Source organism: Pantoea sp. PNA 14-12, assembly GCF_004364735.1.
Taxonomy (GTDB): Bacteria; Pseudomonadota; Gammaproteobacteria; order Enterobacterales; family Enterobacteriaceae; genus Pantoea; species Pantoea stewartii.
Window position 1 is genome coordinate 128,867 of the sequence record NZ_SOAJ01000001.1, and the last position, 12,535, is coordinate 141,401.

Sequence of the window (12,535 nt, forward strand, 5' to 3'; positions counted from 1 at the left end):
TCTCCGATGGAGGTCTTGTGAAATTTGAGCTTGATACCACAGACGGTCGCGCGCGTCGCGGGCGTCTGATTTTTGATCGTGGCGTGGTCGAAACCCCGGCGTTTATGCCCGTGGGCACCTATGGCACCGTAAAAGGCATGACGCCGGAAGAAGTGCAGGATACCGGCGCACAAATTATTCTGGGCAATACTTTCCACCTCTGGCTGCGTCCCGGTCAGGAAATCATGAAGCTGCATGGCGATCTGCATGATTTTATGCAGTGGAAAGGCCCTATCCTGACGGACTCCGGCGGTTTCCAGGTCTTCAGCCTGGGCGACATTCGTAAAATCACCGAAGCGGGCGTTCACTTCCGTAACCCGATCAATGGCGATCAGATTTTCCTCGATCCAGAAAAATCCATGGAAATTCAGTACGATCTGGGCTCCGATATCGTCATGATCTTCGATGAGTGCACGCCGTACCCGGCCGACTGGGATTATGCGAAACGCTCAATGGAAATGTCGTTGCGCTGGGCGCAGCGCAGCCGTGACCGCTTTGACAGCCTGGGCAACAAGAACGCGCTGTTCGGTATTATTCAGGGCTCGGTTTACGAAGATTTACGTGATGTGTCTGTGAAAGGTCTGGTAGAGATTGGCTTTGATGGGTACGCTGTGGGCGGCCTGGCGGTCGGTGAGCCGAAAGAGGACATGCACCGCATCCTGGAGCATGTTTGCCCGCAGATCCCTGAGGACAAACCGCGTTATTTAATGGGCGTGGGCAAACCTGAAGATCTGGTCGAAGGTGTGCGTCGTGGCGTGGACATGTTTGACTGTGTGATGCCAACGCGTAATGCACGTAATGGTCACTTATTTGTGACGGACGGCGTGGTAAAAATCCGCAATGCGAAGCATAAAGACGATGTGTCGCCGCTGGATGCCGAGTGTGATTGTTACACCTGTCGCAATTACAGCCGTGCTTACTTGCATCATCTTGATCGCTGTAACGAAATACTGGGCGCGCGTCTGAACACGATTCATAACCTGCGTTACTACCAGCGCCTGATGGCAGGTTTACGCCAGGCTATTGAAGAGGGTAAATTAGAGCGCTTTGTTACCGAGTTCTACCAACGGACGGGCAAAGCGGTTCCGCCTTTAACGTCTGATAATTCATCAATGAGGGAAATTTAATGAGCTTTTTCATTTCTGACGCTGTGGCTGCAGCAGGCGCACCGTCTCAGGGAAGTCCGTATTCTCTGGTGATCATGCTGGTCGTCTTTGGCCTGATTTTTTACTTCATGATCCTGCGCCCTCAGCAGAAACGCGCAAAAGAGCACAAGAAGCTGATGGATTCTATCTCCAAAGGTGATGAAGTGCTGACGAATGGTGGCCTGGTGGGTCGCGTAACCAAAGTGGCAGAAACCGGCTACATTGCGATTGCGCTGAACGACACTACCGAAGTGGTTATTAAACGTGATTTCGTGGCTGCCGTCCTGCCGAAAGGTTCTATGAAGGCGCTGTAATTTTTACTTCCCTAAGGGAACTGCCGTGTTAAATCGTTATCCTTTGTGGAAGTACATAATGCTGGTCGTGGTGCTTGTCATTGGCCTGGTATATGCACTTCCCAACCTTTATGGTGAGGATCCGGCTGTTCAAATCACTGGCGCGCGCGGAAGCGCCGCCAGTGAGCAAACGTTGGATCAAATTCAGAACGTATTAAAACAAGATAATATTCAGGCGAAGTCTGTTGCCCTGGAAAACGGGGCGATTACGGCGCGTTTTTCTAACACGGATGTGCAGTTGCGCGCCCGTGAAGCGATCATGAAAGCGCTGGGCGAAAACTATGTTGTGGCGCTGAATCTGGCTCCCGCAACGCCGCGCTGGCTTACCCTGCTGGCGGCGCAGCCAATGAAACTTGGCCTCGATCTGCGCGGTGGCGTGCACTTCCTGATGGAAGTGGATATGGACACTGCCCTGAGCAAACTGCAAGAGCAGAATGCGGACAGCCTGCGCAGCGACCTGCGCGAAAAGAATATCCCTTATACCAACGTCAGCAAGATTGCTAACTACGGCGTGGAAATCCGTTTCCGTGACGCAGCCAGCCGTGACGCTGCCGTGAAGTGGCTGCCATCCCGTCATCAGGATCTGGTGATCAGCAACAGCGGTAACGATGCTCTGCGAGCCACCATGACCGATGCTCGCCTCAGCGAAGCGCGCGAATATGCCGTTCAGCAGAACATCACTATCCTGCGTAATCGTGTGAACCAACTGGGTGTCGCGGAGCCGCTGGTGCAACGTCAGGGTTCTGACCGCATCGTGGTAGAACTGCCAGGTATTCAGGACACGGCGCGCGCCAAAGAAATTCTGGGCGCAACCGCGACGCTGGAGTTCCGTCTGGTCAATACCAGCGTTGATCCGACCGCCGCAGCCAGTGGTCGCGTGCCGGGGGATTCCGAGGTCAAAGACATGCGTGACGGCCAGCCTGTCGTGCTGTACAAACGCGTGATTCTGACCGGTGACCACATTACCGATTCGACCTCCAGCATGGACGAATACAACCAGCCTCAGGTGAATATTTCACTCGATGGCGCGGGCGGTAATATCATGTCGAACTTCACCAAGGACAACATCGGTAAACCGATGGCGACCCTGTTTGTGGAGTACAAAGACAGCGGTAAGAAAGATGCGAATGGTCGCGCCATTCTGGTGAAACAGGAAGAGGTGATTAACGTCGCCAACATCCAGTCACGCCTGGGCAACAGCTTCCGCATCACCGGTATCAGCAACCCGAACGAAGCACGTCAGCTGTCACTGCTGCTGCGCGCCGGGGCCTTGATTGCGCCTATCCAGATTGTGGAAGAGCGGACAATCGGTCCGACAATGGGTCAGCAGAACATTACTCAGGGGCTGGAAGCCTGCCTGTGGGGCCTGGTCGCCTCCATCCTGTTTATGGTGCTGTACTACAAGAAAGTGGGCCTGATTGCGACCAGCGCACTGCTGGCAAACCTGGTGCTGATTGTCGGCATTATGTCGCTGTTACCGGGGGCCACGCTGACCATGCCAGGCATCGCCGGTATTGTGCTGACGCTGGCGGTGGCAGTCGATGCAAACGTCCTGATCAATGAACGTATCAAAGAAGAACTGCGCAACGGGCGTTCCGTACAGCAGGCAATTCATGAGGGCTACAAAGGTGCCTTCTCCAGTATTGTCGATGCGAACGTGACGACCCTGATTAAGGTGGTGATTCTGTATGCAATTGGTACGGGCTCCATTAAGGGCTTTGCGATTACAACGGCTATCGGTATTGCGACCTCCATGTTCACATCGATCGTCGGAACCCGCGCCATTATCAACCTGATGTACGGTGGCAAGCGCGTTAAGAAGCTGTCTATCTGAGGAGTGCGTTGTGGCACAGGAATATAACATTGAGCAGTTAAACCACGGCCGTAAAGTCGTTGACTTTATGCGCTGGGATACGCTGGCATTCATCATTTCGGGACTGTTAATCATCATCTCGATTGCCATTGTTGGCGTACGCGGTTTTAACTGGGGGCTCGATTTCACCGGCGGTACGGTCATTGAGATCAATTTGGAGAAACCGGCCGATCTCGACGCCATCCGCGGTGCGCTGGTGAAGTCCGGGTTCCAGGAACCGTTGATCCAGAATTTCGGTAGCAGCCGCGATGTGATGGTGCGCATGCCGCCGGTCACCGGGCCTGCGGGAACCGAGCTGGGTAATAAAGTGGTAACGGTTATCAACCAGACGACGCAGCAAAACGCGACGGTCAAACGTATCGAGTTTGTCGGACCGAGCGTGGGCAGCGATCTGGCGCAGGCCGGGGCGTTAGCCCTGCTGTCGGCACTGATTGCAATTCTGATTTATATCGGTATTCGCTTTGAGTGGCGTCTGGCACTGGGTACGGTTTTGGCGCTGGCGCATGACGTCATTATCACCTGTGGACTGCTGTCGCTGTTCCGGGTCGAGATTGACCTTACGATTGTGGCCTCGCTGATGTCGGTCATCGGTTACTCGCTGAACGATAAAATCGTGGTCTCGGACCGTATTCGTGAGAACTTCCGCAAGATCCGTCGCGGCTCCTCTTATGACATTACGAACGTGTCCCTGACGCAGACGTTAAGCCGTACCCTGATCACCTCCCTGACTACGCTGGCGATGATCCTGATCCTGTTCATCTTTGGTGGTGCGCTGCTGAAAGGCTTCTCACTGACCATGCTGATTGGTGTCACCATCGGTACCGTTTCGTCGATCTACGTTTCTTCAGCACTGGCGCTGAAGCTGGGCATGAAACGCGAACATATGCTGGTACAGAAAGTGGAGAAAGAGGGCGCCGATCAGCCTTCGATCCTGCCGTAGTATTGGTACGATAAAAAAAGCCGCCAGCGTAATCTGGCGGCTTTTTTGTTTTCAGGGCCTGGACGTATCTGCGATCACCTGGTGAATTCGAACATAACCCAGTTGCTCCGGCGTCACATCCTTTAACCGTAATGGTACGGTGACCGAACTGCGTGGCGTCAGTGAAGCGGGAACGCTGAGGGTTTGCGTCAGGCTGTCGGCCTCAAGTGGCTTACCGGTTGCGGGATCGAGCTGGCCCCAGACTACTGTCGCATGCATCCCGGGCAGCGGTGAATTGTCTTGTGTGCGAAGCGTCAGGTCAGCATGCGTACCGCCGGCCTCGGCCTCAATGCGTGCGAGCGACAGGCGCAGCGTGCCAGCCTGCGTTTGAAGTGCCACGGGCGTGTTTGCCTGCGGCAGCAGCCATGCGCCCTGCTGTGAATGGGCGTTCAGCTGTCCCTGAATTTCAACCGCACTTGCCTGGCTGGTGAGTTGCTGCATCTGCTGATTAAGCTGACTGACTTCCCGGTGCAGTTGTTTCACCTGCGGCTGGGCTGGGGTGCTGCAACCACTTAGCAGAACCAGTGACAGGGCCGCGGGTGCCCAAACCATCCTGTTCATCATGTTTTTTTATCCTTTATTCAAATGACGTAATAATTGCCCCTTGTCGCGGGACCCATCAGCATCCGCTTATGGCGTTGAAGCCTGAACTGAAATCACGCCGATTACCTTAAGTGTGCTCTGAAATTGCCTTTCCCTGAGCGATAAAATGCCGTAGCCGCTGGCGTGCCGATTTCACCTCGCGTTACGCGTAATGATGCAAGGTGAAACAGGTCGATATCGGGCATCCGGCCAGCGCAGTGGCGCAGGTATCCGGTGATGCAGTACCCCGGATCGGCACGAACGTGGCTACGTTCTCCGCTTTTTGCCCTGAGCGCTTTAAGCGTAGCGGGTTTTACGCGGGCGGGCATTTCCCATCCGGTCTGTGAAGCGGGCGGGGTAAAACACGGGAATCGATTTTGTTGACTTGCAGTTCGCGCTACACTGTACGGCCCATTTATCTCGTGTCAGGAAACGTCATGCATTGCCCATTCTGCTCCGCTGTAGACACAAAAGTGATTGATTCTCGTCTGGTCAGTGAGGGTTCGTCAGTGCGGCGCCGTCGTCAGTGTCTGGTGTGCCATGAGCGATTTACTACGTTTGAAGTCGCTGAGCTGGTCATGCCACGCGTGGTGAAAAGCAACGATGTGCGTGAACCTTTCAATGAAGACAAACTTGCCAGCGGCATGATGAAAGCGCTGGAGAAACGTCCGGTCAGTGCGGATGCCGTAGAGAGTGCGGTAAGCCATATCAAAACGCAGTTGCGTGCGACGGGGGAACGTGAAATTCCCAGCAAGCTGATCGGTAACCTTGTCATGGACGAGCTAAAAAAACTCGATAAAGTGGCCTATATTCGCTTTGCATCTGTTTATCGCAGCTTTGAGGACGTGCGTGATTTTGGCGAAGAGATTGCCAGATTACAGGATTAAATCATGACCGATGAACGTTATATGGCGCGCGCGCTGGAACTGGCGCGGCGCGGACGTTTTACTACCATGCCGAACCCCAATGTCGGTTGCGTCATTGTACGCGATGGCGACATTGTTGGCGAAGGCTGGCACCAGCGCGCCGGAGAACCGCATGCTGAAGTGCATGCCCTGCGCATGGCCGGTGCGCGTGCGCGTGGGGCGACAGCCTATGTAACGCTGGAGCCATGCAGTCATCACGGGCGCACGCCGCCGTGTTGCGACGCGCTTATTGAGGCCGGTGTAAAACGCGTCGTGGCCGCGATGCAGGACCCCAATCCGCAGGTCGCCGGACGGGGATTACATCGACTGCAGCAGGCGGGCATTGAAGTCAGCCACGGACTGATGATGCAGGAAGCGGAAGCCCTGAACCGGGGATTCCTGAAACGCATGCGGACCGGCTTCCCCTGGATACAGCTTAAACTGGGGGCATCACTGGATGGCCGCACCGCCATGGCGAGTGGCGAAAGCCAGTGGATCACCTCGCCGGCTGCCCGACGCGATGTCCAGCGTTTGCGAGCGCAGAGCGCCGCCATTCTCAGCAGCAGCGCAACGGTGCTGGCCGACGATCCTTCCCTGACCGTACGCTGGGCCGAACTGGACAGCGACAGTCAGCGCCTGGTTGATGCGCAGACCTTACGCCAGCCGGTACGCGTTATCGTCGACAGCCAGAATCGCGTAACACCGCAGCACAAACTTATAGAACAATTGGGCGAAACCTGGCTGATGCGACAGCAGGCCGACACTCAGCGCTGGCCTGACTCGGTGACGCAAATTCCGGTTCCTTTACGCGACATCCAACTGGATTTAGTGGCGCTGATGATGGTGCTGGGCCAGCGCCAGATTAACAGCGTCTGGGTTGAAGCCGGTGCCACGCTGGCAGGGGCACTGCTTCAGGCCGGTCTGGTTGACGAACTCATTGTGTATGTGGCACCGAAATTACTGGGTAATGACGCGCGCGGTTTGTGTCAGCTTACGGGTCTGACGCAGTTGGCTGACGCGCCGGTTTTTGCCTTCAGCGACGTGCGTCAGGTCGGCAGCGATCTCCGTCTGACCCTGATACCGCAATAACAGAGGCGGAAAAGCGAGAGCACGCCGCCAAAGAGTATGTTAGAATCCGCCCCCCTGCGCGGGGCTAAACAAACCCCTGAAAGGATATGTATGAAAGTTATCGAAGCTGCCGTTGCAACGCCAGAGGCAAAAATTGCCATCGTTATCGCGCGTTTTAACAACTTTATCAACGAGAGCCTGTTAGACGGCGCTGTGGATGCCCTGAAGCGTATCGGCCAGGTCAACGATGACAATATCACTGTCGTCTGGGTACCGGGTGCTTACGAACTGCCGCTGGCCGCGCGTGCGCTGGCTAAAACCGGCAAGCACGATGCCGTGATTGCGCTGGGTACCGTGATTCGTGGTGGCACGGCGCACTTCGAATACGTCGCGGGTGAAGCCAGCTCGGGCATTGCCAGTGTTGCCATGGACAGCGATATTCCTGTGGCATTCGGCGTACTGACAACCGAAAATATCGAGCAGGCCATTGAGCGTGCTGGAACCAAAGCGGGTAACAAAGGTGCCGAAGCGGCCCTGACCGCACTTGAAATGATCAACGTATTGAAAGCCATTAAAGCCTGATTTTTGTAAGGGGAATTTTGTGAAACCTGCTGCTCGTCGTCGCGCCCGTGAGTGCGCTGTCCAGGCGCTTTACTCCTGGCAGTTGTCTAACAACGACATTGCCGATGTGGAATACCAGTTTCTGGCGGAACAGGACGTTAAAGACGTCGATATTACTTATTTCCGCGAACTGCTGGCCGGTGTGGCGACCAACAGCGCGTACCTGGATGGATTGATGCAACCCTATCTGTCGCGCCAGTTAGAAGAACTGGGGCAGGTGGAAAAAGCCATTCTGCGTGTGTCGCTGTATGAACTGAGCAAGCGTTCTGATGTGCCTTATAAAGTGGCCATCAACGAAGGTATCGAACTGGCGAAAGTATTTGGCGCTGAAGACAGCCATAAATTTGTCAACGGTGTGCTGGATAAAGCCGGTCCGCAAATTCGACCCCAACGCAAATAATCAATAAGGCCGGCTTGCCGGCCTTTTTCATTAATGGTTAAGCGGAACGCAATTATGTCATGTGGTGAATTTGAACTCATCGCACGCTACTTCAATCGCAGAACGCGTAGCCGCCGTGATGTCGAACTCGGCATCGGCGACGATTGCGCGCTGCTGAGCGTGCCCGAAAAGCAAACGCTGGCGGTCAGCACCGATACGCTGGTTTCCGGTATCCACTTCCTGCCCACGATCCATCCTGCAGATTTAGCCTATAAATCACTGGCGGTGAATCTGAGCGATTTGGCCGCGATGGGTGCCGATCCTGCCTGGCTAACCCTGGCGCTGACCTTGCCGGATGTGAATGAAAGCTGGCTGAGCAGCTTCAGCGAAAGCCTGTTTGACCTGCTGGAATATTACGATATGCAGCTGGTGGGGGGAGACACGACGCGGGGGCCTCTCAGCCTGACGCTGGGTATTCATGGGCTGATTCCTCACGGCAAAGCGTTAAAGCGTTCGGGCGCAAAACCCGGCGACTGGATCTATGTCACCGGTACATTGGGCGACAGCGCGGCCGGGCTGGCGTTGCTGCAGCATCACTGCCGCATTGACGATCCGGCCATTCATGAAGCCCTGATTAAACGTCACCTGCGGCCTATGCCGCGCGTGTTACAGGGGCAGTCACTGCGTTCGCTGGCCTCTTCCGCTATCGATATCTCAGACGGGCTGATTTCTGATATAGGTCATGTGCTGAAAGCCAGCGGCTGCGGGGCACGTATCAACCTTGACGCGCTTCCGCTGTCCCCGGCACTGCGTGACAATTTTGACGCGTCACAGGTGCTGCGCTGGGCGCTCAGCGGCGGCGAAGACTATGAGCTGTGCTTCAGTGTGCCGGAAGTGAATCGGGGTGCACTGGACGTGGCGCTGGGACATCTTGGCGTGCCTTATACCTGTATTGGGCAGATGGCACCCGAGTCAGAAGGGCTGTCACTGCTCGAAAACGGCAAACCGGCAGATGTGCGTTTTAAAGGATTCGACCATTTTGACATCAGATAAACATATCGCCAAAGGTCGTCTGCGGATGCGTAATCCCTGGCATTTACTGGCGACCGGTTTTGGCAGTGGGCTCAGCCCGGTTATGCCCGGTACAGTGGGATCGCTGGCCGCCATTCCTTTTTGGTGTCTGCTGACCTTGCTTCCGCATGATCTGTATTCGCTGGTCGTGCTGCTAGGCATCAGCGTGGGCGTGTACCTTTGCCATCGCACCGCCAAAGACATGGGCGTTCACGATCACGGCAGCATTGTCTGGGATGAGTTTATCGGGATGTGGATTACGCTGATGGCCATTCCGGTGAACAGCTGGCAGTGGGTGGTGGCCGGTTTTGTGCTGTTCCGCGTGCTGGATATCTGGAAGCCCTGGCCGATTCGCTGGTTCGACCGTAACGTGCATGGCGGCATGGGCATTATGGTCGATGACATTATTGCGGGCATTATTGCTGCAGCCATCCTTTATGGTGTCGGGGTTTATCTCGCCGGTTAAGCGTTCGTCCTGCGCCCCTTATCATCACCGTTTTGCAACCGTAGCCGAAATACCGGCGTACGGTTGTCTCACCATTATCCTCTCCCGGCCGGGCCGAATGAGCGCGTCACGCCTGTGAACACGCTGCGTTGGTATCACTGATAGCCGGTTGCCGGGTGAGGCTGATATTCACTTTCCAGGGCGGCAATCTCCTGCGTTGTCAGGTCAACGTTCACGGCTTCCACCAGCTCAGCAAACTGCTCTGCACGAGAGGCGCCAATGATGGGCGCTGTCACCACCGGTTTGCTCAGTAACCACGCCAGTGCGACCTGCGCTCGCGTTACGCCTTTGTCGGCTGCTACCTGCGCCAGGCGCGCCGCAATCGCCGCATCGTTTTCCTCCGTTGAAGCATAGAGCGTGCTCATCACCTCATCAGAAACGGAGCGGGCGGTGGTTTCGCCCCATGGCCGAGTGAGCTTACCGCGTGCCAGTGGACTCCATGGCAAGACCGCAACATTTTCACGCTGGCACAGCGGGTGCATCTCACGTTCTTCTTCGCGCTGAATCAGGTTGTACTGATCCTGCATGCTGACGAAGCGTGCCCAGCCCTGTTCTGCCTGCATGGTTAAGGCCTGTGCAAACTGACTGGCGTGCATGGACGAGGCGCCGATATAACGTGCTTTGCCGGATCTCACCACCTCATCAAGTGCCGACAGGGTTTCTTCGAGCGGCGTGTCATAGTCCCAGCGGTGAATCTGCAGCAGATCGACATACTCCATGCCCAGCCGTTGCAGGCTGTCATCAATGGATTGCAGAATGTTTTTACGGGACAGGCCTTGTGACAGGTTACTCAGCGGGAAATAGACTTTGGTGGCGACCACGACCTCCTCGCGGCGGGCGAAATCCCTGAGCGCTCGCCCCAGAATCTCCTCACTACTGCCGTCTGAATAGCTGTTAGCGGTGTCGAAGAAATTAATCCCGGCCTCCAGCGCCTGCCTGATAAGCGGTCGGCTGCTCTCTTCGGGCAGTGTCCAGGCATGTTTACCGCGGGTGGGCTCACCAAATGTCATACAGCCCAGGCAGAGCTGGGAAACTTTTAAATCAGTATTCGCGAGTGGAACGGTTTTCATCATGACTCCTGCTATGTCCTTCCAGGGGAATTAAGCATAGCAGGAATACCGCTCTCCGCAGAGAGCGGGGGAGGGGAACTACTGCGCCAGCCAGTGACTGATTTGCTGCTGAATACCGTCTGCGTCCAGGTGGTAGTCGTGACGCATCTCTTCCTGCGTGCCCGGGGGAATGAACTCGTCAGGCAGGCCAATATTGAGAACGGGAATGCCCAGACGTTTCGCCATCACGAACTCGTTGACGCCGCTGCCTGCGCCGCCCTTAATCGCGCCTTCTTCCAGCGTAATCAACGACTCATGCTGTGCGGCCAGTTCGGTAATTAACGCTTCATCCAGCGGTTTAACAAAACGCATATCCACCAGAGTGGCGTTCAGCGCTTCGGCAACGTGGCTGGCTTCAGGCAGCAGTGTACCGAAGTTAAGGATCGCCAGCTTTTCGCCCCGACGTTTAACCACACCTTTGCCCAGCGGCAGGCTTTGCAGTGGCGTCAGAGCAACGCCAGTGCCGGTTCCGCGTGGATAACGCACGGCAGCCGGACCTGCCTGATAGTGATAGCCGGTATAAAGCATCTGGCGGCATTCGTCCTCATCGCTTGGCGTCATGATGACCATATCCGGAATGCAGCGCAGATAGGCGAGATCAAAGGCACCCTGATGCGTCTGGCCGTCGGCCCCAACGATGCCGCCACGGTCAATCGCGAACAGGACCGGAAGCTTCTGAATCGCGACATCGTGAATAACCTGATCGTAGGCGCGCTGCAGGAAGGTCGAGTAAATCGCAACAACCGGTTTATAGCCCCCAATGGCCAGGCCCGCCGCAAAGGTCACGGCGTGCTGTTCGGCAATGGCAACGTCAAAATACTGGTTGGGATACTTGCGGGAGAATCCTACCATACCCGACCCTTCGCGCATGGCAGGCGTAATCGCCATCAGCTTCGCGTCGTCAGCCGCCGTTTCGCACAGCCAGTTACCGAAGATCTTCGAATAACTCGGCAATCCTTCGGCGCTCTTAGGCAGTTCGCCGCTGGCGACATCAAATTTGGGCACCGCATGCCAGGCGATCGGATCCTGCTCTGCCGGGGCATAACCTTTACCCTTTTTCGTCATAATATGCAGGAACTGCGGGCCTTTCAGGCTACGCATATTCGTCAGCGTATTCACCAGCGTCAGGACATCATGACCATCGACCGGTCCGATGTAATTGAACCCCAGTTCTTCAAACAGGGTGCCCGGCACCACCATGCCTTTCAGGTGTTCTTCGGTGCGTTTTACTAACTCTTTAATCGGCGGCAGTCCGGTCAGTACGCGCTTGCCTCCTTCGCGCAGACGCGCGTAGGTCTTACCCGATAAAATCTGTGCCAGGCGGTTATTCAGCGCCCCGACGTTTTCAGAAATCGACATTTCGTTGTCGTTCAGGATAACCAGCATATCGGGTTTAATATCGCCCGCGTGGTTCATGGCCTCAAAGGCCATGCCTGCGGTGATGGCACCGTCGCCGATAATACAGGCGGTACGGCGCCCTTTACCTTCCCGTTCGGCCGCAGCAGCCATGCCCAGCCCGGCACTGATGGAGGTTGAGGAGTGACCGACGCTCAGGACGTCGTATTCACTTTCTCCCCGCCACGGAAAGGGGTGCACGCCATTCTTTTGCCGAATCGATCCAATGCGATCGCGGCGGCCGGTTAAAATTTTATGCGGATAAGCCTGATGACCGACGTCCCACACGAGGTGGTCGAACGGTGTGTTATAGACGTAATGCAGCGCCACCGTCAGCTCGACCACGCCCAGGCCCGACGCAAAATGGCCGCTTGAGCGGCTCACGCTGTCTAATAAATACTGGCGCAGCTCATTGCAGAGCGCAGGCAATTTTTCTTTAGGCAGGGCACGCAGTGCCTGTACCGTTTCTGCCTGCGCCAGTGTCGGGTATTTTGTAGTATCAAAACTCATC

Annotated in this window: 13 protein-coding genes; 10 read left to right on the forward strand and 3 right to left on the reverse strand. The window is 55.8% G+C overall.

Annotated elements, in window-relative coordinates:
* The first annotated feature begins 17 nt into the window (after positions 1-17).
* Genes tgt through secF form a run of 4 tightly spaced genes read left to right on the forward strand, consistent with a single transcriptional unit; the run spans position 18 to position 4,350 of the window.
* Positions 18-1,166: a tRNA guanosine(34) transglycosylase Tgt gene (tgt, locus tag C7434_RS00655; protein WP_006117994.1), complete on the forward strand. Its 1,149-nt coding sequence runs from the start codon at positions 18-20 to the stop codon at positions 1,164-1,166.
* Positions 1,166-1,498 (forward strand): preprotein translocase subunit YajC, encoded by a 333-nt coding sequence (gene yajC, locus C7434_RS00660; protein WP_006117993.1) that lies wholly within the window; start codon positions 1,166-1,168, stop codon positions 1,496-1,498. The genes tgt and yajC overlap by 1 nt, the downstream gene beginning before the upstream one ends.
* Positions 1,499-1,523: 25 nt before the next feature.
* Positions 1,524-3,371 (forward strand): protein translocase subunit SecD, encoded by a 1,848-nt coding sequence (secD, locus tag C7434_RS00665; RefSeq protein WP_133745047.1) that lies wholly within the window; start codon positions 1,524-1,526, stop codon positions 3,369-3,371.
* A 10-nt stretch (positions 3,372-3,381) separates the two neighbouring features.
* Positions 3,382-4,350, forward strand: a complete 969-nt coding sequence (gene secF / locus C7434_RS00670) for a protein translocase subunit SecF (protein WP_006117989.1) — start codon at positions 3,382-3,384, stop codon at positions 4,348-4,350.
* 51 nt (positions 4,351-4,401) lie between these two features.
* Here secF and C7434_RS00675 read toward each other — a convergent pair whose 3' ends face one another.
* Entirely contained in the window at positions 4,402-4,950 is a 549-nt protein-coding gene (locus C7434_RS00675) for a DUF3251 domain-containing protein (RefSeq protein ID WP_133745295.1), read from the reverse strand.
* A gap of 458 nt (positions 4,951-5,408) precedes the next feature.
* Between C7434_RS00675 and nrdR the strand changes: the two genes are divergently transcribed.
* The 6 genes from nrdR to pgpA all read left to right on the forward strand — a co-directional run bounded on the left by nrdR (position 5,409) and on the right by pgpA (position 9,481).
* Positions 5,409-5,858: a transcriptional regulator NrdR gene (gene nrdR, locus C7434_RS00680; RefSeq protein ID WP_006117986.1), complete on the forward strand. Its 450-nt coding sequence runs from the start codon at positions 5,409-5,411 to the stop codon at positions 5,856-5,858.
* Positions 5,859-5,861: 3 nt separating this feature from the next.
* Positions 5,862-6,965 carry a bifunctional diaminohydroxyphosphoribosylaminopyrimidine deaminase/5-amino-6-(5-phosphoribosylamino)uracil reductase RibD gene (gene ribD / locus C7434_RS00685; protein ID WP_133745048.1) on the forward strand — a complete coding sequence of 368 codons (1,104 nt, stop codon included), beginning with the start codon at positions 5,862-5,864 and terminating at the stop codon, positions 6,963-6,965.
* 90 nt (positions 6,966-7,055) lie between these two features.
* Positions 7,056-7,526 (forward strand): 6,7-dimethyl-8-ribityllumazine synthase, encoded by a 471-nt coding sequence (gene ribE, locus C7434_RS00690; RefSeq protein WP_006117984.1) that lies wholly within the window; start codon positions 7,056-7,058, stop codon positions 7,524-7,526.
* A 19-nt stretch (positions 7,527-7,545) separates the two neighbouring features.
* Entirely contained in the window at positions 7,546-7,965 is a 420-nt protein-coding gene (gene nusB / locus C7434_RS00695; RefSeq protein WP_006117983.1) for a transcription antitermination factor NusB, read from the forward strand.
* Between the two features lie 54 nt (positions 7,966-8,019).
* A complete protein-coding gene (gene thiL / locus C7434_RS00700; RefSeq protein WP_033738641.1) occupies positions 8,020-8,997 on the forward strand; it encodes a thiamine-phosphate kinase in 978 nt (325 codons plus the stop codon).
* Positions 8,984-9,481 carry a phosphatidylglycerophosphatase A gene (gene pgpA, locus C7434_RS00705; RefSeq protein ID WP_133745049.1) on the forward strand — a complete coding sequence of 166 codons (498 nt, stop codon included), beginning with the start codon at positions 8,984-8,986 and terminating at the stop codon, positions 9,479-9,481. Before thiL ends, pgpA begins: the two co-directional genes overlap by 14 nt.
* A 134-nt stretch (positions 9,482-9,615) precedes the next feature.
* Here the strand turns inward: pgpA and C7434_RS00710 are convergent, their stop codons facing one another.
* Together C7434_RS00710 and dxs are read right to left on the reverse strand one after the other, a co-directional pair.
* Positions 9,616-10,590, reverse strand: coding sequence for an aldo/keto reductase (locus tag C7434_RS00710; RefSeq protein ID WP_133745296.1), 975 nt, complete (start codon positions 10,588-10,590; stop codon positions 9,616-9,618).
* A gap of 78 nt (positions 10,591-10,668) precedes the next feature.
* Positions 10,669-12,534, reverse strand: a complete 1,866-nt coding sequence (dxs, locus tag C7434_RS00715; protein ID WP_039338477.1) for a 1-deoxy-D-xylulose-5-phosphate synthase — start codon at positions 12,532-12,534, stop codon at positions 10,669-10,671.
* Position 12,535: the final 1 nt, after the last annotated feature.